The sequence below is a fragment of the Microbacterium sp. genome, from assembly GCF_032084865.1.
In the GTDB taxonomy this organism is placed as follows: domain Bacteria; phylum Actinomycetota; class Actinomycetes; order Actinomycetales; family Microbacteriaceae; genus Microbacterium.
The window spans coordinates 1-19,695 of the sequence record NZ_DAMDLU010000047.1 but is presented as its reverse complement, the minus strand read 5'-3'; the positions used below and the strand labels follow the sequence as shown (position 1 = coordinate 19,695).

The window sequence follows — 19,695 nt, the reverse complement described above, 5'->3', positions numbered from 1 at the left end:
CGTACCCGCCGCGTCGCCGGCGCGTCGCGGTGGCCGGTGCGCCGGCCCGACGAGGACGGCCGGTCGCCTGCGCGATCAGCGCTGCGGACGGATCACCACGCAGCAGCGTCCCGCGTGCGGCTCGCCGAACGCACGCAGATGGTCGCAGTGCAGGCCGTCGAGCACGCCGCGAAGCAGCGACAGATTGGCGGAGCAGACCAGCTCGGTGTGCTCGCGGGCGAGGGAGTCGAACGGGCAGTTCGAGAGGATGACGGCGTCCCCGTCGCCGCCGGCGTCACCGTCGGCTTCGCGTCGCGGCTCGAAGCCCTGCGCGGTCAGCACGGCCGTGAGACGGTCGACCTCGTCAGGATCGTCGGCGTGTGCGGCAGACTCGGCGATCGAGCGGCCCTCGTCGTGTGAGACCTGGTCGAGGGCAGACCGCAACGGCATCCCCTCGTCGGCACGCTCGATCGCGCTGGCGAGCACGTGCCCGACCAGGTCGTAGCGGCGCTCGGGCAGCGAGATGCTCACCGTGCCGCCGGCTCGTCGGTACAGCTTCGACGGGCGGCCGGCGCCTGGGCCCGCGCGGCCGCTCAGTCGTCGGAACTCGGTCTCGAGAAGTCCGGCCTCGACGAGCTTGTCGAGATGGAAGCGTGCCATGTGCGCCGGCACGCCGAGAGCGGTGGCGGCCGCTTCGCGAGTGACCGCGTCGGGCTGACCGACGACGTGCTCGTAGAGCGCTCGCCGCGTCTCGTCGGCGAGGGCCCCGATGCTCGACGCCCGTGCGGAGATGTCCATGATGCCTCTCTGAGGGCAGAACCCCGGGTTTGTAGAAGCTCGCGACTCTAATTCTAGCAATACCCTCATTTAGAGAGGATGGCTCGTGGGTGCGCTCGCTCTGTCGGTCCTCGCCGCGGGGCAGAGGACGGCTGGCTGCAGAGGAGGCGCTGAGCCGATCGCCGTCCGCACGGCCGTCGAAGGCGAACGCGAGCGAGCATGCGAGAGCCCGCCGGTCGATGCGACCGCGCGGGCTCTTTATGCGACGGTCTCAGGCCGCCAGCCAGAGTCCCTTCCGGTCGGTGATGACCGTGAGACCAGGGGCGACGCTCTCGTCGTGCCCGATGCGCGTGCCCCGCGCCACCTGCACTCCCGCGCCGATCTCGGTGCGGACGCCGATCCACGCGCCGTCGCCGACGGCAGCCCCGGCGCCGATGTGCGCGTGCGCGTCGATCCGTGCGTTCTCGCCGATCACGGCATCCGGCTCCACCCAGGCGCCGCGCGCGACCCGCGCTCCGGCGCCCACTCGAGCGCCGGGTTCGACATAGGCACCGGCTTCGATGAGAGCCTTCGGATGCACCTTCGCGCCGTGCGCGACGAGTCCGCGGCCGTTGACGTGCTTGCGATATCGCAGCGTGGCGCCCTGGTCGTCCTCGATATCGATGTAGTTCTTGCCCACGTTTCCTCCCGTGCCCGGAGTCTTCCGGATATATCTACAACCAGGAGGGGGGTTGATTCATTCCCCGTTTGGGATTAGCTCACCGCTGGCAGCTCGGGCACCAGAAAGTGATGCGCTCACGGGTCGGATCCGCGCCCAGCTCGCCCTTGCGGATGGGGGTGCCGCAGCGTCGGCACGAGCGCCCCGCGCGACCGTAGACCCAGTCGGTGAAGCCGCGTCTGGCATCGCCGGTGAAGGTACGATCCACGCGGTCGCGATTCGCCCGGATCGTGCGCACGCCGAGATCCAGCAGCGCGGGAACATCGACGTCTGGTGTCGGCGTATCGGGTCGGACGCCGCGCAGGAACAGCAGTTCCGCCGCGTATTCGTTGCCGAACCCGGCGACGTTGCGCTGGTCGAGAAGGGCGACGTGAATCGGTCGTGCGTCGGCGCTGAGGCGTAGGACGGCCTCATCGAGATCCCAATCATCGGAGAGCGGATCGGGGCCGAGGTGATCGACCAGCTCACCCTCGCTGCGGGTGGGCACGAGCTTCACCTCGGCGATGTCGACGCCCACGGCTTCGTGCTCGGCGGTGCCGACGATGGCGCGCACCTTGAACGCGGGATGACGCCACTTCTCGCCCGGGCGGTAGGTGAACCAGGCGCCGTCCATGCGCAGATGGGAATGCAGGGTGAAGTCGCCGACCCGCATCAGCAGGTGCTTGCCGCGAGGAACCACATCGTGCACCGTCCGCCCCGAGAGATCGACGGTCGCGAGGCGTGGCACGCGCAGATCGAACCGCGTCACCTCCTGGTCGCGCAGCGCGGCGTCGAGGCGCTTCGCGGCCCGATAGATCGTGTCGCCCTCAGGCATGGCGCGCCGCAGTCGATGAGCGCTCGTGCAGAAGATCGCGCGCCAGCACGGTGGCGCCGGCGACCGCGGTCGGCATGATGAACACCGCGCCGAGCGGCACCATGAAGCACAGCTGCGTGGCCGCGCCGAACCCGAGCAGGCGTGCACGGCGCCCCGCGAAGAGCCGCGAGCGTTCGACGCTCGGGACGTCGCGGGCATTCAGCGCCCGACCGGTGAGCTCGCGAGCGAGCAGCCGTCCGGTCAGCAGCACGCTCGCGACGGCGGCGAGCGGGGCGCCGACGAGGGGCACGAAGCCCATCGCGAGGGCCAGCAGGGCGACGAGCGCGCCGAGAGCGATCAGGCGGATGCTCTCGCCGAGCGCCACGAGGAATCCGCCGTCCCCCTCGGGCACGTCGCCGCCGAGATCGGTCTCGATCGCGCGCCAGATCCGCTGGTAGAACGGGTCTCCGATCAGCAGGGTGAGGGCGGTGAACGTCACGCTCGCGAGCGCCAGCACGGCCATCGCCGTGACCACACCGATGGCGGTGCGCAGGGCATCCCGCCAGAACGGGGCCCACCCATCGGCGAACGGCGTCGCCCACGCGATGATGCCGCCGAGGTTCAGCAGCAGCGGAACGATCGCGGCGGCCAGCAGAGCGAGCGCGATGAGACCGGGTACCAGCCCGAGCGCCATCAGCCCCGGGCGTCGCCGCCAGTATCCGAAGCCGCGTCCGAGGTAGCGGATGCCGGTGAAGAACTCGCTGACCATGAGTGAAGTCAATCAGACGGCCTTGCGCAGGGCATAGCCGCGCGGCGTCGCCACGAAACCGGCTTCCTGCAGCGCGAATGCGAACGGGGTGCCGTACACGCCCTCGCCGTTGATCTTCTCGACGGTGAGGGTCTCGAGCCGGCGCGCTCTCGAGGTGGCGACCAGGTCGGCGGCGGCGGCCTTCAGCACCTCGAGGTCGTCGTCGAAGGCGAGCACGGTGCGGCCGCCCCGCTCGAGATACAACACGAGTTCGCCGTCGACGAGCACGACCAGGCCGCCGGCTTTACGGCCGGGGCGGTGCGACACCGTCTCCATCCGCGGCCAGGCGAGAGCAGCGCCGTACGGATTGGCCGGGTCTGTGGCGGCGAGCGTGACCGCGTTGAGCGGTGGCGGATCGGCGAGCCCCGCGAACGTGCGCAGCCGGTCGACGGTGGTGGATGCCGCGAACTGGGCCGCCCCGAGCTTCTCGATCACGTACCCCCGGCGGCAGTGCCCGGCCTCCTCGAACCCCGCGAGCACGCGGTACACCTGCGCGAAGCCGCCGGGAACGCCCTCTGCCTGCACAGCCCCGCGGGTGACGACGCCGTAGCGATCGAGCAGCAGCCCCGCGGTCACGGTGGCGCGGCGCGCGGCATCCGGATCGGTCTCCGGCAGCACCGCCCAGCGGCCACCGGCACCGGCGGTCGACGGCTGGGCGCTCGGACGCGTGAGCGAGATGCCGCGGTACGTGCGGGTGCGCGGGGCGCGCCGCGCGGTCTTGTGCGCCTGCGAACCGCCCGCGATGAGCGCACGGACGGGAGCGAAGGTGTCGTTCGTGATGTGCCCCTGCCAGGCCAGCGACCACAGCGCCTCGAGCACCGACTGCTGGTTCTCGGCGCCGGTCATCGCCTTCAGCGCGCCGGCGAACGACGCACCGCTGAGGCGCAGCACATCGAGCACCTTCTCTTCGAGAGAGCCGGCCGCCGGCACCTCCTCCGGCATCGGAAGGGTGAACGGCGCGAGGTCGGCGGGGTGCAGCGAGACCCAGCCGTCGCGACCGGGCAGCGATCCGTGGCCTGCCCACACGACCTCGCCGGCGGCGGTGAGCTCGTCGAGCAGGGCGGGCGAGTAGTCGCGCACCCGGCCGGGCAGAACGAGCGACTCCCAGGCGCTGGCGGGGATCGGCACGCCGGCGAACTGCTCGATCACGCTGAGCACGCCGTCGACGCCCTCCGTCGGGCGCGTGAGGTGCTGCCAGTCGGGCAGGAACCGCGCGTACGCCTGCGGAGAAACGGGCTCGACACTGCCGCGGATCGCCGCGAGCGAGCGCATGCGCAGACGGCGCAGCACCTCGGCGTCGCACCACTCCTTCGAGTCCTGCGTGCCTGAGCCTGTCGACGAGGGGTCGGCCGACGCAGCGGGCAGGAAGAACCCGCTCGTGAGACGGCCGGCCGACTCCAGCCGCTGCAGCGTATGCCGCGCGACAGCCGCGCCGATGCCGAAGCGGGCCGCGACCTCGTCCGTCGTGAACGGCCCGTGCGTGCGCGCATGTCGCGACACGAGGTCGCCGAGCGGGTCGGCGACAGGATCGAGGAAGGCGACCGGGATGCCCGTGGGCAGAGCCACGCCGAGCGCGTCGCGCAGACGGCCGGCGTCTTCGATCACCGTGAACCGCGATCGACCGGCGATGGTGACGGGAATGACGCGGCGCGCGGTGACGAGCTCGGCGAGCAGGGCCGCAGCATCGTCCGCCGTCGCTGTCGCCGATGCGGGATGGGGGGACGCCGTCGAGGCACCCGCCGGCGCCGCCGCCGATTCCGCGCCCCTGCTCGCCGAGCTCGTCGACGTGCCTTCGAGCCGGAGGGCCACCTCCTCGGCATCCAGCGGCCCGAGCATCCGCAGCAGGTCTGCGACGCCCTCCACGCCGCGCACCCGGCGCTGCGGGTCGAGCCGCTGCGCCTCGCGCTCGAACTGCGCGATGACGTCGGGGTCGAGCAGCTCGCGCATCTCGACCGTGCCGAGCAGTTCGCCCAGCAGCGCGGGATCGACCGACAGCGCGGCGGCACGCCGCTCGGCGAGGGGCGAGTCGCCCTCGTACATGAACGCGCCGACATACCCGAACAGCAGATCGCGCGCGTAGGGGGAGGGCTGTGCGGGTTCGGTCTCGACGAGCCGGATGCGACGCTCGGCGATGTCGGTGATCAGCCGTCGCAGCGACGGCAGGTCGTAGACGTCCTGCAGCACCTCGCGCAGCGTCTCGAGGATCACCGGGAAGGTCGGATGCCGCCGTGCGACTTCGAGCAGCTGCGCCGAGCGCTGGCGCTGCTGCCACAGCGGCGTGCGCTTGTTGGGGTTCATCCGCGGCATCAGCAGGGCACGAGCCGCGCACTCCCGGAACCGCGAGGCGAACAGCGCGGATCCGCCCACTTCGGCGGTGACGATCTGCTCGAGCTCGTCGGCGTCGAAGACGAACAGGTCCGCCCCGGGCGGCTGCGCATCGGCATCCGGGATCCGCACGATGATCCCGTCGTCGCTCGCCACGGCCGACCCCTCGACGCCGAGGCGCTCGCTCACCCGCGCGTTCAGGGCCAGCGCCCACGGCGCGTGCACCTTCATGCCGTACGGGGAATGCAGGATGATCCGCCAGTCGCCGACCTCGTCGCGGCCCCGCTCGACCGTGAGCGTGCGGTCGGTCGGCAGGGTTCCCGTCGCCTCGCGCTGCTCGGTCAGATACCCCATGAGGTTGTCGCGGGCGCGCTCGTCGAGGCCCGCGTCGATGAGACGCTGCTGCGCCTTCGCAGGTGCGGCGGTCGAGACCTCGCGCGAAAACCGGCCGAGGGCTTCACCGAGCTCGAAGGGGCGGCCGATGCCGTCGCCATGCCAGAACGGCACCTTGCCCGGCTGACCGTATGCGGGGAGCACGTTCACGCGGTCGTGGGTGATCTCCGCGATGCGCCAGCTGGTGGTGCCGAGGGTGAACACGTCGCCGACGCGCGATTCGTAGACCATCTCCTCGTCGAGCTCGCCGACGCGCGCGCCGGTGGTCTCGCCGGCGACGAACACGCCGAACAGCCCGCGGTCGGGGATGGTGCCGCCGCTGGTGACGGCGATGCGCTGTGCTCCGGGCCGGCCGGTCAGGGTGCCGGCATCCCGATCCCAGACGACCCGCGGGCGCAGTTCGGCGAACTCGTCCGACGGGTACTTGCCGGCCAGCAGGTCGAGGGTCGCCTCGTACGCCGAGCGGGGGAGCGTCTGGAACGGCGCGCTGCGCCGCACGGTCTCGAACCACTCCTCGACCGAGATCGAGTCGAGCGCGCAGGCGGCGACGGTCTGCTGCGCAAGGATGTCGAGCGGGTTGCGCGGCACGGCGATCGCCTCGATCTGCCCGGCGAGCATCCGCTCGGTGACGATCGCGGTGTGCAGCACGTCGCCGCGGTGCTTGGGGAACAGGGATGCCCGGCTGATCTCGCCGACCTGGTGGCCGGCGCGTCCGACGCGCTGCAGACCGGACGCTGCGGACGGCGGCGCCTCGACCTGGATGACCATGTCGACCGCGCCCATGTCGATGCCGAGCTCGAGGCTGCTCGTCGCGACGACGCAGCGCAGCGCGCCCGACTTCAGCTCATCTTCGACGATCGCCCGCTGCTCTTTCGACACCGACCCGTGATGGGCCTTCGCGAGTACGGGCTCGGCGCCCGCCGTCGCACCGGCCTGGTCCTGCCCTGCCGTGGGTCCCTGAGCCTGCCGCAGGGCCGCCCGCTCGGCGTAGATCTCATTGAGCCGCCCGGTGAGCCGCTCGGCCAGCCGCCGGGAGTTCGCGAACACGATGGTCGAGCGGTTCTCGAGAACCTTGTCGACGATCGCCTCTTCGACGTGCGGCCACACCGACCCGGTGATCTCGGTCGCCTCGGCAGGCTCCCCGTCGTGGGTGCCTGAGCCTGCCGCGGGGCCGGGCGGGGGGGGAGGGTTGCGCATGTCGTCGATCGGCACGACGACGCCGAGCTCGAACGTCTTCACCGCGCGCGGCGCGACGATGTCGACCGGAGCGGACCCGCCGAGGAACCGGGCGACCTCGTCGATCGGTCGCACCGTCGCCGACAGGCCGATCCGCTGCGCCGGCGTCTGCGCGCCCCGGGCGGTGCGCAGCGCGTCGAGGCGTTCAAGACTGACCGCCAGGTGCGCCCCGCGCTTGGTCGCGGCCACGGCGTGCACCTCGTCGATGATCACGGTGTGCACGTTCTGCAGCGTCTCGCCGGCGCGGCTGGTGAGCATGAGATACAGCGACTCGGGTGTCGTGATGAGGATGTCGGGCGGGTCGCTGACGAGCTTGCGCCGATCGCTCGAGGTCGTGTCGCCTGAGCGCACCCCCACGGTGATCTCGGGGGCGGGCACGCCCAGGCGCCGCGCCGACTGCCCGATCCCGATCAGGGGTGAGCGCAGGTTGCGCTCGACGTCGACGCCCAGAGCCTTCAGAGGCGAGATGTAGAGCACGCGGGTGCGCGAAGCGCGCTGCTCGGCATCCGGTGTCGCGGCCGCACCGGCCGCCCGCTCGCGGAACACGCGGTCGATCGCCCAGAGAAACGCCGACAGCGTCTTGCCCGACCCTGTCGGCGCGACGACCAGGGCGTTTCGTCCGGCGGAGATGGCGTCCCACGCGCCGGCCTGCGCGGGCGTGGGCGCGTCGAACGCCCCGCGGAACCAGTCCTGCGTCGCGGGCGTGAATCTGTCGAGCACATCGCTCATCCCTCCATGATGGGCCAGGCCCCCGACACTGCACCTGTGCCTTGCTCTCGACAACGTCGGAGGGGTAGGGGATGCTGGCGCCATGGCGCACACGACGAACTACACGAACACGTTCATCGAAGTCGGCGAGGACTGCCCGGCCTCGTACGGCGTCGAGCCGCCGATCGCCGAGAACCTGTCGATCGCCGCCCTGCACTACCGCCTGCTCAGCGAAGAGCCGTACACCCGCACGTCCGATGACGTACTGTTCGAGACGCACGCGCTGCGCAAGGGCATCGATCCGGGCGATGCGGACGCCAGGGCCGAGTTCTTCTCGAAGGGGCAGGCATGCCTGCGCGCGTCACCACTCGGCAAGCGCTACGGCTGGGGCACGCATCACGACGAGCACGGCCGCGTCGCGATGTTCCCGCGCGACTCCGAGGAGTACGCCGCGCTCGCCGCCGACCCGGCGATCGCCCATACGCGGGCCATGCGCTCCAGTCGAAAGTCGTAGGAAGCGACGAGGGTGGCGGCCGGGCATCGGCCCGCCCGCCACGCTCGTGGTCAGCTCACCTCGGTGAGCCGCCCTTCAGCATCCAGCTCGAGCGTGAGGTCCATCCCCAGCCGCCCCAGGAAAACGTCGTCATGGCTGACGATCAGCACGGCACCGCGGTAGGCCCGCAGTGCCTCGACGAGCTGGTCGACCGTGTCGAGGTCGAGGTTGTTGGTCGGCTCGTCGAGCACGACCAGGTGCGGGGCCGGGTCGGCGAGCAGCAGCGTCGCCAGCACGACCCGGAACCGCTCGCCACCAGACAGTGACGCGACGGGCCGGTCCATCGTGGCGCCCCTGATCAGGAACCGCGCGAGCCTGTTGCGCAGCTCTCTGTCGGGCACCTGCGGCGCAGCCGCGGCGACGTTCTGCACCACCGACGCCTGCTCATCGAGCCCGTCGGTCCGTTGCGAGAGGTACCCGATGCGGTCGGTGTGCGGTTCACAATTCAGGAGAACCGGCCGCAGAACCTCAGGAACGGCGGTTTCCGCCTTCGGCCCAGCGGAATCTCCTGAGCTGTGAGCACCGGATGCCACCAGCCGGCGCAGCAGGGTGCTCTTGCCGACCCCGTTTCGGCCGATCAGTGCCACCCGCTCCGGTCCCTGCACGATCCATGTGCGCTCGCCGTCGCCGATCGTCGCGATGCGGCGGGACGCCGACACACCCGGGTCGGGCAGGTCGATCTTCATGGTGTCGTCGTCGCGGATCCGCCGCCCCGCGGCATCCAAGGCGTGACGGGCGGCATCCTCCTTGCCCCCTGCCTCGGTGCGCAGCCTGCCCGCCGACACCTGCGCCGACATCTTGCGACCGTTGGCGACGATCTTCGGCACGCGCTTCTCGTCGAACGCCTTGCGGGCGATCTGCGCCCGGGTGGCGAGTTTCGCCTCAGCCTCGATCCGCTGCCGCTTCTCTTTGCGGTACGCCTGAGCGGCGTCACGCTCGGCCTGCCGCGCCGCGCTCTGCTCGGCATCCAGCCACGTCCGCCATTGCGAGTACGGGCCGCCGAACACGCTCAGCTCGCTGCCGTGGATCTCGGCGGTGTCGTCCATCAGCTCGAGCAGCGACACATCGTGGCTCACGACGATCAGCGCGCCCTTCCAGGCGCGCACCATCTCGGCGAGCCGCGCTCGCGCCTCCCGGTCGAGGTTGTTGGTCGGCTCGTCGAGCAGCGTGATCGGTGCACGGCGCAAGCGGATGCCGGCGACGGCGGCGAGCACGGCTTCGCCACCCGACAGCTCGCCCACGGTGCGGTCGAGGAGAGCCGGATCGAGTCCGGCCTCGGCGAGGGATGCCTCGGCCCTCGCCTCGATGTCCCAGTCGTCGCCCACGGCGTCGAAGTGCGCCGTGTCGACGTCTCCCGCGGCGATGGCCCGCACCGCGTCGAGCGGGATCGCGATGCCGAGCAGGTCGGCGACACGGCGATCGGTCTCGAGCGTGAGTCGCTGCGGCAGGTGGGCGACGGGCGCCGAGCGCAGGATCTGACCGGACGTGGCCGTCAGCTCGCCCGCGATCAGACGCAGCAGCGTCGACTTGCCGGCGCCGTTGCGCCCGACGAGGCCAGTGCGGTGCGACCCGAACGACCCGGACACGGAGTCGAGGGCGGTCGAGCCGTCGGGCCAGGTGAGCGAGACCCGGTCGAGGGTGACGGCAGGGCTGGAGGTGTGGGGTGATGACATGAGCGACTCCCGGAAGTGTGCGGGGCGCGGATGCCGACGAACGGCCTCGGAAGAGACGTCGAGAGACGCCGAAGATATCGATTCCGGAGTGGATGCCTGTGCGGCGGGAAGGATCGTCGGATCAGCGCGTGGATGAATTACGCGGAGAGGCGACGGATCAGATCAATGGACTTCCAGACACGGCGGACAGGACGCTGTGACTTTACCTGCGCGCTCCGGCGGTGCGCAACCCGGGCGTGTCGCGATTCACGGAGCCTTCTTCAGGGCCGCATCCTTCCACTGCGAGAGGAAGACGTGCACGTCGGACAGCTCCTGCTCCGAGATCGAGTGGGTGAGCCCCTGATAGACGCGCCCCGACAGTTCGGTGTGCGCCGGCAGCCACTGCGCCGTGTGGTCGACCAGACCCGCCGGGATGACGTCATCGTGCGTGCCGCGCCCCCAGAAGACGGGCGGGCGCTGCTCGTGCAGCACCTCGTCGTTCGGCAGATCACCCGTCGCCACGTAACCGCTGAGCGCCACGACCGCGTCGATCCGCGAAGGGTCGAGACGCAGCGCCTGCAGCGAGACCGCCGCGCCCTGCGAGAAACCGAGCAGGGCGATCGAGCGGGCGCCGGCCGATGCCTCGTCGAGCCACGTGAGCAGCGCCTCTGCCGCGGTGGTGATGCCCGCCGCATCCCGAGTGTCGAGCGAATCGATCGCGTACCACGACCGACCCGGCATCGGCCACGGCGGCGTGAGCGGCGCGCCGACGGCGGCGACCGCGATGCCCTCGGGAAGGTAGGGGATCAGCCCGAACAGGTCGCGTTCGTCGGCGCCGTAGCCGTGCAGCAGCACCAGCAGCGGCTTGCCGTCGCGCGGCTCGGGCGACCACAGCGTCACGGAGGAATCGATCGAGACTGTCACGCTGACATCCTGCCAGTCGTCTCCGACGCTGGTAGAAATAAGCCATGGCGGTGCGCACTCCTGATCCCGGCCCCGAGCCCGACGACGACTTCGGCTACGACGGCGCGCGTCAGGCCGACGCGAACCCGGGCTGGCTCACCGACATCGAGCTCGAGGAGGCCCGCCGCCGCCTGCCCATGCTGTACGTCGAGGCGGTCCCCGTGCTCACCGACGGGTCGGGTCAGGTCACGTCCATCGGCGTGCTGCTGCGATCGACCCCGCTCGGCGAGATCACCCGAACGATCGTCTCGGGGCGAGTGCGATACGGCGAGACGATCCGGGACGCGCTGTTCCGTCATGTCGAGAACGATCTCGGCCCCATGGCGTTCCCGCTGCTGCCGGCGTCGCCTGCGCCGTTCACGGTGGCGGAGTACTTCCCGATCCCCGGTGTGAGCGCGTTCCATGACGACCGCCAGCACGCCGTGTCGCTCGCTTTCGTCGTGCCCGTCACCGGCACCTGCGAACCGAGGCAGGACGCACTCGAGGTGACCTGGTTCTCACCCGAGGAGGCGGCGTCCGACTCGCTCGCCGCCGACCTCGAAGGCGGCCGCGGCACTCTCATCCGCCAGGCTCTCGCGCACCTCGGACTGCTGCGCTGACGAGGCGACGCCAGCCCGGCGTCGCGCCGCCCCGGGCGCCGACACCTTCACATATCGCCGAGATTCCCAGCTGCAAACCGTGTGCAGCCGGGGGTTGCGGCAGGAACTGGGGGTGTCGGCGAAGGCGGGACGCGCCTGCCGGCAGGTTCGTCAGGAAGTGAGGCGCGCGAGCTCGGCGACGAACGCGTCGACGTCGGACTCCTGCGTGTCGAACGAGCACATCCAGCGCACCTCGTTGCGCGCGGCATCCCAGTCGTAGAAGCGGAACTTCTCGCGCAGCCGGTCGGCGACTCCGTCCGGCAGGGTCGCGAAGACGCCGTTCGACTGGGTCGGCTGGGTGAAGCCGACGCCGTGGATGCTGCCCTCGGCGATGCCCTGCTCGACCTCGGCGCGCAGACGCTGCGCCATCGCGTTCGAATGACGGGCGTTGCGCAGCCACAGGTCGCCCTCGAGCAGGGCGATCAGCTGCGCCGACACGAAGCGCATCTTCGATGACAGCTGCATGTTGAACTTGCGGCTGTACAGCAGGCCCTCGGCGGCATCCGGATTCAGCACCACGATCGCCTCGCCCAGCATCGCGCCGTTCTTCGTGCCGCCGAAGCTGAGCACGTCGACACCCGCGTCGGTCGTGAAGGTGCCGAGCGGCACGTCGAGGGCCGCGGCCGCGTTCGAGATGCGGGCGCCGTCGAGGTGCAGCTTCATCCCGCGTTCATGCGCGTGCTGGGCTAGGGCCTTGATCTCGTCGACCGTGTAGAGGGTGCCGAGCTCGGTCGACTGGGTGATCGAGACGACCAGCGGCTGCGCGCGGTGCTCATCGCCCCAGCCCCATGCCTCGCGGTCGACCAGCTCGGGGGTGAGCTTGCCGTCGTCGGCCGGCACGGTGAGCAGCTTGAACCCGCCGATGCGCTCGGGGGCGCCGCCCTCGTCGACGTTGATGTGCGCGGTGGATGCCGCGATCACCGCGCCCCAGCGGGGGATCATCGACTGCAGGCCGGTGACGTTCGCGCCGGTGCCGTTGAAGACGGGGAACGCCTGCGCACTGTCGCCGAAGTGGCGTCGGAACACCTGCTGCAGCCGTTCGGTGTACTGGTCCTCGCCGTACGCGACCTGGTGACCGCCGTTGGCGGCGGAGATCGCCGCCAGCACCTCGGGGTGGATGCCGGAGTAGTTGTCGGATGCGAAGCCGCGGACGGCGCTGTCATGCAGAGTGCTCACCGTCCGATTTTAGTGGTTGGCGGATGTGCGGATCTGCGGCGGACACCTGTCGGATGTCGGTGGCCAGGTTTACCCTCGACCCGTGACCGCAACGGCGAAGACGAGGGCGTTCACGAACGTGCTCGTGAACACGCTGATCGCCAACGTGACGACCAGCTTCCTGTGGTTCGCGCTCACGTTCTGGGTGTACATCGAGACGCGGTCCGTGCTGGCCACGGGCATCATCGGCGGGGCGTACATGCTGCTCATCGCCTTCTTCTCGATGGTGTTCGGCACCATCGTCGACCGCTACCGCAAGCACACCGTGATGCTCATCTCGAGCGTCGTCTCCGCCGTCGCGTTCGGTGCGGCGGGCCTGCTCTACCTGTGGCAGCCCGAGTCGGCGCTGCTCGAGATCGGCGGTCCGTGGTTCTGGGCGTTCGCGCTGATCATCCTCATCGGCGGCGTCATCGAGCAGCTGCGCAACATCGCGCTGTCGACGACGGTCACGCTGCTGATCCCCGAAGAGAGGCACGCCAACGCGAACGGTCTGGTCGGCACCGTGCAGGGCATCGCGTTTCTCGTGACGAGCGTGTTCTCGGGGCTGTCGATCGGCTTCCTCGGCATGGGATGGACGCTGATCATCGCGATCGTCGCGATGGCGGTGACATTCGGGCACCTGCTGTTCGTGCGCATCCCCGAGGAGGCGCCGCAGCGCGATCCCGATGCGCCGAGTGCGCTCGACTTCCACGGCAGCGTGAAGGCCATCCGCGCCGCTCCCGGCCTGTTCGCCCTGATCGTGTTCTCGACGTTCAACAACCTCATCGGCGGCGTGTACATGGCCCTGATGGACCCGTACGGGCTCACGCTCTTCTCCGCTCAGATGTGGGGCATCGCGCTCGCCTTCTCGTCGACCGGATTCCTCATCGGCGGCGCGCTGGTCGCGAAGTTCGGCCTCGGCACTCGCCCCGTGCGCACCATGCTGCTCGTCGTCGCGGGCATGGGCATCGTCGGGGCGGTGTTCACGCTGCGCGAGTGGTGGCCGCTGTTCGTCGTCGGCATGTGGCTGTACATGATGATGATCCCGCCGGTCGAGGCGGCAGAGCAGACCGTGATCCAGAAGGTCGTCCCGTACGCCAGGCAGGGTCGCGTCTTCGGCGTGGCACAGGCGATCGAGGCGGCTGCGGCTCCGGTCACGGCGTTCCTGATCGCGCCGATCGCGGAGTTCATGATCATCCCCTACATGCGCAGCGACGAGGGCCGGATGCAGTGGGAGTGGCTGCTCGGCGACGGCCAGGCGCGCGGTATCGCCCTGGTCTGCCTGTTCGCGGGCCTGGTGATGGTCGTCGCGGCGGGCCTCGCGTTCTTCACGCGCTCGTACCGACTGCTCACCGAGCTGTACGCCCAGGCGCCCGAACCCGCGGAACCTGAGGCAGTCGAGGCGGAGGAGTCCGCGTGACCGGCGCGGTGCGGGTCGTGCCGGCGGGCCAGGCGAGCTGGGACGAGCTGCAGAGGATCCTCACCGGCTCTGCTCGACGATGCCAGTGCGAACGGCAGCGGCTCGGCGACGGTGACTGGTGGCACATGCCGCTCGACGAGCGCAAGGCGCTGTTTCGCAGCGAGGTGGGCTGTGGCGGCTCGAACTCTGACGTGCTCAGCCGAGCGTGAGGACGGTGTCGTTCAGTTCTGCGGCATCCCGATCCCACAGCGCGACCACCGCCCGCGACAGCGCGTCCGGCTGCAGGGCGCCCTCGGCACGGAAGATGACGGATGCCGTGCGCAGGGCGGCACCGGCATCCCGCGCCGCCTTGGCGTACCCCTGCGCGACAGCACGCGTCCACGCCTCGCTCGACGCCTTCATAGCCGCGTAGTTCGCACCGCCCGCCAGGGGACGGGTGACCGCCGTCGATGACACGATCGCGAAGCGACCGGCATCCGACGCCCTGATGGCCGCGTCGAAGGCGCGACTCGTCGCGCGCACGGCCTGCAGAGCAGGCAGCAGCGCGTCGAAGTCCGCATCGCTCTGCCCGGCGAGCCCGCCGCCGCCGCGCCAGCCGCCGACGAGCGGGATCACCGCGTCGACGGAGCCGAGCTTCTCGGCCAGCGCTGTCATCTCGGTGAACGAGGTGGGGTCGGCGATCTCGGTCTGCGCCCCGGCATTCCGAAGCGCGGCGAGCCGTTCCTCCGAGCGGCCGGTGGCGATCACCCGGGCGCCTGCCCCGATCAGCGCGGAGGCGGTCGCGAGACCGGCGTCGCTGGTGGCGCCGGCGAGGACGACGGTGCGGTGGATGCTCATGATGCGCTCCCTGAAACGACGGTGTCGGCTGTCGGTGCCGGTTAAAGGTCGGTGCCGCGGATGCCCACGGTCGACTCGATCACCGGCTTCATCTTCTTGTCGAGCGTCTCGAAGAACATCGACAGCGGGAACTCGTCGTCCAGCACGGCATCGGTGTAGCCCTTCGGCGCGCCGGCGAGGACCTCGTCAGACAGCCCCCGCGCCCACTGCGATGCGGGGTGCGGAGTGAGGGTGCCGCGGACGAGTTCGTACGCGGCGAGCCAGTGCGCCACCTTGGGGCGGTCGATCGAGTGCCAGTACAGGTCGTCGATCGCGTCTCCCAGGGCGACGACCGCGTCGGGAACGTTGTCCCAGTCGAAAGCGAGGGCGGTGTCGGTCCAGTGCAGCACGCCGCGCTGGTGCAGCCACGCGAACAGCAGCTGCCCGCCGACGGCGTCGTAGTTGCGCACCCGATTGCCGGTGATCGCGAAGCGGAAGATGCGGTCGAAGATCACCGCGTACTGCACGAGGTGCGCGTAGTCGTGCATCTCCTGCTCGGTCTCGGTGAGCGTCTCGCCGGCCGCCACCCGCGCGTCGAATGCGCGCTCGATCTTCACCGACTCGCGGAACGCGGTCATGTCGCAGCGCATCTCCTCGAGCGAGTAGAGGAAGAACGGCATCCGCTGCTTGATCATGAACGGGTCGAACGGCAGATCGCCGCGCATGTGGGTGCGGTCGTGGATGATGTCCCACATCACGAACGTCTTCTCGGTCATCTGCTGGTCGTCGAGCATCGCCTTCGCGCGCTCGGGCAGATCGAGGTTCGTGATCTCCGACGCCGCGCGCACCACGCGGCGGTATCGGGCGGCCTCGCGGTCCTGGAAGATCGCGCCCCACGTGAACGAGGGGATCTCGCGCATGGCCACCGTCTCGGGGAACAGCACCGCCGAGTTCGTGTCGTAGCCGGGGGTGAAATCGATCAGGCGCAGCGAGACGAACAGCTTGTTGCCGTAGTCGCCCGCCTCGAGCTCGGCGATGAACTCGGGCCAGATGGTCTCGACGATCAGCGCCTCGACGAGACGGTCGCTCGAGCCGTTCTGCGTGTACATCGGAAAGACGACGAGGTGACGGATGCCGTCGACACGGTGCTCCTGCGGCTGGAAGGCGACCAGCGAGTCGAGGAAATCCGGCACGCCGAAACCGTCATCGGCCCAGCGCTGGAAGTCGACGACGAGCGCGTCGAGGTAGGCCGCGTCGTGCGGGAAGGCGGGGGCGAGAGCCCGGATGCCGGAGATGATCGCAGCCACGTGACGTGCCGCCGCCTCGTGGGCATCCCCCTGGGTCCCTGAGCCTTCCCCCTGGGCCCCTGGGCCTGTCGAAGGGATCGACCCGTCTTTGACCTGCAGTGGCCGGATCGCGATCGCAGCGTCCTTGAGCAGCTTCCACGCGGCGCTGTGCTCGGCTGCGGACGCGTCCTCGACGACCTCGGGCTCGCCGATGATGCTCTGAGTGGCGTTGGTGATGGTGGACATCGAACCCTCCGATCGCGTGACAGGCCGGAAAATTTCCGGTGACAGACATGTTTCGCCTCTATTATTCCATCCATGGATGACACTGTCGATCATGCGATCCTCGCCGCCGTCTCGCGCGACGGGAGAGCCACGCTCGCGCAACTCTCCGATGCGGTGGGGCTGTCGACCTCGGCCGTGCAGTCGAGGTTGAAGCGGCTCGAGTCACGTGGCGTGATCGTGGGCTATCAGGCGGTGCTCGATCCCGAGCAGGTGGGCGCGCCCCTGTCGGCGTTCATCGAGATCACGCCCCTCGACCCCGCCCAGCCCGACAACGCTCCCGAGCTGCTCGAGCATCTCAGCGCGATCGAGGCGTGCCATTCGATCGCTGGCGACGCCGCATACATGCTGTTCGTGCGGGTGGAGTCGCCCCGCGCCCTCGAGCAGCTTGTCCGCGACATCCGGATCGCGGCCAACGTCCGCACGCGGACCACGGTCGTGCTGCAGACCTTCTACGAGCGTCGGCCGATCGTCTCACCCGCCTGACGGCAGGGGAGGGGCGACGGCGAGCAAAGGCGTGAACAGTAGGATCTCTGCCGTGGCAGGTTCCTCCAAGAAGACGAAGAAGCGCGCTCCGCAGCGGCGTCGCAGCAGCGGCAACCCGGCGAAGCGCCCGGTGCTCGCCCTCGAGCCCGTGACGGCGAAAGACTGGATCGGCGCCGCCCGTCTGCGCACCCTGCCGCTCGCTGTGGCCCCGGTCGTGCTCGGAACCGGCGCGGCGCAGACCGTCGATCACCTCTTCCACTGGGTCATCGCGCTCGCCTGCCTTGCCGTCGCGGTGCTGCTGCAGATCGGCGTGAACTTCGCCAACGACTACAGCGACGGCATCCGGGGCACCGACGCCGACCGCGTCGGTCCCGCCCGCCTGACCGCGTCGGGCCGCATCCCGGCGAAACGGGTGCTGCTGGTCGCGCTGGTCTTCTTCGCGCTCGCCGCCGTGGTCGGTCTGACTATCGTCATCCGATCGCAGCAGTGGTGGATGCTCGCAGTCGGGGCCCTGTGCATCGTCGCCGCCTGGTTCTACACCGGAGGCAGGCGCCCGTACGGCTACAACGCGATGGGCGAGCTGTTCGTCTTCGTGTTCTTCGGGCTGGTCGCCACTCTCGGCACGACGTGGGTGCAGGTGCAGTATCTGCCTGCCGTCGCCTGGGTCGTCGCGGTCGCCGCGGGACTGTTCGCCTGCGCGGTGCTGCTGGCCAACAACCTGCGTGACATCGATAAGGATCGTGCCGTCGGCAAGCGCACCCTCTCGGTGCTGATCGGCAGGCGCGCGACGAAGGTGCTGTTCACCGTGTTCGTGCTGATCCCGTTCGCTCTGGCTGCGTGGATCGCCCTGCTCTACCCGATCGCGTGGCTCTCGATGCTCGCGCTGCTCTCAGGGCTGGTGGCGATCATCATCGTCTGGTTCCACCGTCACCCCCGCGAACTGGTCGTGGCGCTGGGGCTCACGTCTCTGACTGCGCTGGCCTACGCCGGCCTGATCTACTGGGCGCTCGTGGGCTGAACGCCGCGGGTCGAAGAGCATCAAGGAGCACCATGTCATTCCAGGCATACCTCGACAACATCGAGACCAAGACCGGTCTCACCCCGCGTCAGTTCATCGAGCTGGCATCCGGGAAAGGGTTCGGGCCCGACACCAAGGCAGCGCCCATCCTCGAATGGCTCAAGGCCGACTACGACCTCTCGCGCGGCTACGGCATGGCACTCGTGCACGTGATCACCAAGGGGCCGCAGATCAGCGACAAGCACGTCGGCAGCGACGGCGCGCACGCCGATGCGTCCGACACGCTGTGGCTCGACGGCAAGGCCAGCAACCCGGCATCCGCCGGCTGAATCGCGTCAGACGCCGGAGGCGGAATCCTCTGCGTCCTCGTCGGTGCGACCGCGATCGCGGTTGCGCTTGGCGTAGATCTCGCGTGATGCCCGCGACAGCGGCGCCCGCAGGAACAGCAGCGAGATGCTCATGCCGATCAGCGCGGCGAACAGCGCAGCCAGCCACCAGTACTCGCGGAAGACGGGAAAAAGCCACAGGATCCCCAGCGGCACGACGAACGCCAGCAGCCGCAGCACGGTGTACACGAGGAGGGGTGGCAGCTTCACCCCGACAGTCTACGAGCGCGGCCTAGGCGCCTGCTGTGCGCTGACTGCCCGGGCCCACGCGGTCCGGGGCGAACTACACTGGGAGTATGGCTCGTCTCCTGATCGTCGGCGGTTTTCTGGCTGTCATCTTCTGGGTGTTCAGCATCGTCGACGTGGCCGCGCAGCCTGCCGACCGGCACCGCGGAGTGTCGAAGGGCGCGTGGGTTCTGATCGTCGTTCTGCTGCCGGTCATCGGCGGCATCCTCTGGTTCTGGATCGGCCGCCGCCGCCGCGGCGAGCGGATCAGCGATTTCGTGACCGGGCCGGACGACGACCCGGTTGCCCTGCAGCGCATGAGCACGACGGAGCAGGATGCCCGGATCCGGCAGCTGGAAGAGGAGCTCGCGCGCCTCGACGACGAGACCGACGGCACGGAACCTCGCCCGTGACGGGATCGCCCGCGAGCGACGCGGCGGCCGACCTGCTCGCTGAGCTCATCGCGCACGGCGTGCGCGACCTCGTACTCTCACCGGGCTCGCGCTCGCAGGCCCTCGCGCTCGCGGCGACCGCACTCGCTCGCACCGGGGCGATGCGCTCGCACGTGCGCATCGACGAGAGGGCAGCGGGATTCACGGCGCTCGGACTGGCGCGCGAGACAGGCGCTCCCGTCGCTGTCGTCTGCACGTCGGGTACGGCGGCGGGCAACCTGCTGCCTGCGGCCATGGAGGCCTACCACTCCGGAGTGCCCCTTCTGCTGCTGACCGCCGACCGGCCGCCCGAGCTGCGCGGCGTGGGCGCGAACCAGGCGACCGTGCAGCCGGGCATCTTCGGCCCGTTCGTGCGCCTGCACGTCGATGCCGACGTGCCCGACTCGGTGGATGCCGCGTCGGAGATCGCAGACGGATCGGTTCCGCGGGGGAGTGTCGCGGGTGAACACGCCGGTGCGCGAGCGGACGATCTGAGATCTCCGACGGCGTGGTCGGGCCTGGGCGAGCGGGCCGTGCGCGCAGCGCTCGGTCTCGACGGAGGCGGCCTGGCGGGGGTCTGCGGACCCGTGCACCTGAACCTGCCCAGT

General features: G+C 70.0%; 20 protein-coding genes. 9 read left to right on the top strand and 11 right to left on the bottom strand.

All coding sequences use genetic code 11. From position 1 onward, the window contains the following. Positions 1–75 precede the first annotated feature (75 nt). The 5 genes from RT309_RS06825 to RT309_RS06805 all read right to left on the bottom strand — a co-directional run bounded on the left by RT309_RS06825 (position 76) and on the right by RT309_RS06805 (position 7,758). Complete coding sequence (locus RT309_RS06825) at positions 76–777, bottom strand: helix-turn-helix domain-containing protein (RefSeq protein ID WP_313356119.1); 702 nt, start codon at positions 775–777, stop codon at positions 76–78. A 250-nt stretch (positions 778–1,027) separates the two neighbouring features. Beyond that, the gene (locus tag RT309_RS06820; RefSeq protein ID WP_313356118.1) at positions 1,028–1,435 is read right to left on the bottom strand and encodes a transferase; all 408 of its coding nucleotides are present in this window, start codon (positions 1,433–1,435) and stop codon (positions 1,028–1,030) included. Positions 1,436–1,514: 79 nt separating this feature from the next. Continuing rightward, positions 1,515–2,288 (bottom strand): DNA-formamidopyrimidine glycosylase family protein, encoded by a 774-nt coding sequence (locus RT309_RS06815; protein ID WP_313356117.1) that lies wholly within the window; start codon positions 2,286–2,288, stop codon positions 1,515–1,517. Then, positions 2,281–3,036: an EI24 domain-containing protein gene (locus RT309_RS06810; RefSeq protein ID WP_313356116.1), complete on the bottom strand. Its 756-nt coding sequence runs from the start codon at positions 3,034–3,036 to the stop codon at positions 2,281–2,283. Before RT309_RS06810 ends, RT309_RS06815 begins: the two co-directional genes overlap by 8 nt. A gap of 12 nt (positions 3,037–3,048) precedes the next feature. Beyond that, complete coding sequence (locus RT309_RS06805) at positions 3,049–7,758, bottom strand: DEAD/DEAH box helicase (RefSeq protein WP_313356115.1); 4,710 nt, start codon at positions 7,756–7,758, stop codon at positions 3,049–3,051. A gap of 82 nt (positions 7,759–7,840) precedes the next feature. Between RT309_RS06805 and RT309_RS06800 the strand changes: the two genes are divergently transcribed. Next, positions 7,841–8,251, top strand: coding sequence for a DUF6157 family protein (locus RT309_RS06800; RefSeq protein WP_313356114.1), 411 nt, complete (start codon positions 7,841–7,843; stop codon positions 8,249–8,251). 50 nt (positions 8,252–8,301) lie between these two features. On the opposite strand, the gene RT309_RS06795 is transcribed toward RT309_RS06800, so the two are convergent. Next, positions 8,302–9,963 (bottom strand): ATP-binding cassette domain-containing protein, encoded by a 1,662-nt coding sequence (locus tag RT309_RS06795; protein ID WP_313356113.1) that lies wholly within the window; start codon positions 9,961–9,963, stop codon positions 8,302–8,304. A gap of 246 nt (positions 9,964–10,209) precedes the next feature. Next, positions 10,210–10,866, bottom strand: coding sequence for an alpha/beta fold hydrolase (locus RT309_RS06790; RefSeq protein ID WP_313356112.1), 657 nt, complete (start codon positions 10,864–10,866; stop codon positions 10,210–10,212). 44 nt (positions 10,867–10,910) lie between these two features. Here RT309_RS06790 and RT309_RS06785 point away from each other — a divergent pair, with 44 nt between their 5' ends. After that, positions 10,911–11,504 (top strand): NUDIX hydrolase family protein, encoded by a 594-nt coding sequence (locus RT309_RS06785; protein ID WP_313356111.1) that lies wholly within the window; start codon positions 10,911–10,913, stop codon positions 11,502–11,504. Between the two features lie 150 nt (positions 11,505–11,654). On the opposite strand, the gene RT309_RS06780 is transcribed toward RT309_RS06785, so the two are convergent. Beyond that, positions 11,655–12,719: a low specificity L-threonine aldolase gene (locus RT309_RS06780; RefSeq protein ID WP_313356110.1), complete on the bottom strand. Its 1,065-nt coding sequence runs from the start codon at positions 12,717–12,719 to the stop codon at positions 11,655–11,657. 82 nt (positions 12,720–12,801) lie between these two features. Here RT309_RS06780 and RT309_RS06775 point away from each other — a divergent pair, with 82 nt between their 5' ends. Continuing rightward, positions 12,802–14,157, top strand: a complete 1,356-nt coding sequence (locus RT309_RS06775; RefSeq protein WP_313356109.1) for an MFS transporter — start codon at positions 12,802–12,804, stop codon at positions 14,155–14,157. Next, positions 14,154–14,366: a hypothetical protein gene (locus tag RT309_RS06770; RefSeq protein ID WP_313356108.1), complete on the top strand. Its 213-nt coding sequence runs from the start codon at positions 14,154–14,156 to the stop codon at positions 14,364–14,366. Before RT309_RS06775 ends, RT309_RS06770 begins: the two co-directional genes overlap by 4 nt. On the opposite strand, the gene RT309_RS06765 is transcribed toward RT309_RS06770, so the two are convergent. Continuing rightward, a complete protein-coding gene (locus RT309_RS06765; RefSeq protein WP_313356107.1) occupies positions 14,353–14,994 on the bottom strand; it encodes an SDR family NAD(P)-dependent oxidoreductase in 642 nt (213 codons plus the stop codon). The genes RT309_RS06770 and RT309_RS06765 overlap by 14 nt on opposite strands. A gap of 41 nt (positions 14,995–15,035) precedes the next feature. Continuing rightward, positions 15,036–16,505 (bottom strand): DUF6421 family protein, encoded by a 1,470-nt coding sequence (locus RT309_RS06760; RefSeq protein ID WP_313356106.1) that lies wholly within the window; start codon positions 16,503–16,505, stop codon positions 15,036–15,038. Between the two features lie 72 nt (positions 16,506–16,577). On the opposite strand from RT309_RS06760, the gene RT309_RS06755 reads away from it, so the two are divergent. The 3 genes from RT309_RS06755 to RT309_RS06745 are packed head-to-tail and all read left to right on the top strand — an operon-like array spanning position 16,578 to position 18,374. After that, positions 16,578–17,027 carry an Lrp/AsnC family transcriptional regulator gene (locus RT309_RS06755; protein ID WP_313356105.1) on the top strand — a complete coding sequence of 150 codons (450 nt, stop codon included), beginning with the start codon at positions 16,578–16,580 and terminating at the stop codon, positions 17,025–17,027. A 52-nt stretch (positions 17,028–17,079) separates the two neighbouring features. Then, entirely contained in the window at positions 17,080–18,045 is a 966-nt protein-coding gene (locus tag RT309_RS06750; RefSeq protein WP_313356104.1) for a 1,4-dihydroxy-2-naphthoate polyprenyltransferase, read from the top strand. A 32-nt stretch (positions 18,046–18,077) separates the two neighbouring features. After that, positions 18,078–18,374, top strand: a complete 297-nt coding sequence (locus tag RT309_RS06745; RefSeq protein ID WP_313356103.1) for a DUF4287 domain-containing protein — start codon at positions 18,078–18,080, stop codon at positions 18,372–18,374. A 6-nt stretch (positions 18,375–18,380) separates the two neighbouring features. On the opposite strand, the gene RT309_RS06740 is transcribed toward RT309_RS06745, so the two are convergent. After that, positions 18,381–18,641, bottom strand: a complete 261-nt coding sequence (locus tag RT309_RS06740; protein ID WP_313356102.1) for a DUF4229 domain-containing protein — start codon at positions 18,639–18,641, stop codon at positions 18,381–18,383. A gap of 86 nt (positions 18,642–18,727) precedes the next feature. Between RT309_RS06740 and RT309_RS06735 the strand changes: the two genes are divergently transcribed. Continuing rightward, the gene (locus tag RT309_RS06735; RefSeq protein WP_313356101.1) at positions 18,728–19,069 is read left to right on the top strand and encodes a PLD nuclease N-terminal domain-containing protein; all 342 of its coding nucleotides are present in this window, start codon (positions 18,728–18,730) and stop codon (positions 19,067–19,069) included. Further along, the coding region (locus RT309_RS06730) for a thiamine pyrophosphate-binding protein (RefSeq protein ID WP_313356100.1) at positions 19,066–19,695 on the top strand (630 nt) is incomplete at its 3' end. The genes RT309_RS06735 and RT309_RS06730, both read left to right, overlap by 4 nt.

Coding starts and splice junctions, on each gene's coding strand:
- RT309_RS06745 (WP_313356103.1), top strand. CDS start 18,078: ATGTCATTCCAGGCATACCTCGACAACATCGAGACCAAGACCGGTCTC.
- RT309_RS06815 (WP_313356117.1), bottom strand. CDS start 2,288: ATGCCTGAGGGCGACACGATCTATCGGGCCGCGAAGCGCCTCGACGCC.
- RT309_RS06755 (WP_313356105.1), top strand. CDS start 16,578: ATGGATGACACTGTCGATCATGCGATCCTCGCCGCCGTCTCGCGCGAC.
- RT309_RS06800 (WP_313356114.1), top strand. CDS start 7,841: ATGGCGCACACGACGAACTACACGAACACGTTCATCGAAGTCGGCGAG.
- RT309_RS06735 (WP_313356101.1), top strand. CDS start 18,728: ATGGCTCGTCTCCTGATCGTCGGCGGTTTTCTGGCTGTCATCTTCTGG.
- RT309_RS06795 (WP_313356113.1), bottom strand. CDS start 9,963: ATGTCATCACCCCACACCTCCAGCCCTGCCGTCACCCTCGACCGGGTC.
- RT309_RS06825 (WP_313356119.1), bottom strand. CDS start 777: ATGGACATCTCCGCACGGGCGTCGAGCATCGGGGCCCTCGCCGACGAG.
- RT309_RS06785 (WP_313356111.1), top strand. CDS start 10,911: ATGGCGGTGCGCACTCCTGATCCCGGCCCCGAGCCCGACGACGACTTC.
- RT309_RS06760 (WP_313356106.1), bottom strand. CDS start 16,505: ATGTCCACCATCACCAACGCCACTCAGAGCATCATCGGCGAGCCCGAG.
- RT309_RS06805 (WP_313356115.1), bottom strand. CDS start 7,758: ATGAGCGATGTGCTCGACAGATTCACGCCCGCGACGCAGGACTGGTTC.
- RT309_RS06765 (WP_313356107.1), bottom strand. CDS start 14,994: ATGAGCATCCACCGCACCGTCGTCCTCGCCGGCGCCACCAGCGACGCC.
- RT309_RS06810 (WP_313356116.1), bottom strand. CDS start 3,036: ATGGTCAGCGAGTTCTTCACCGGCATCCGCTACCTCGGACGCGGCTTC.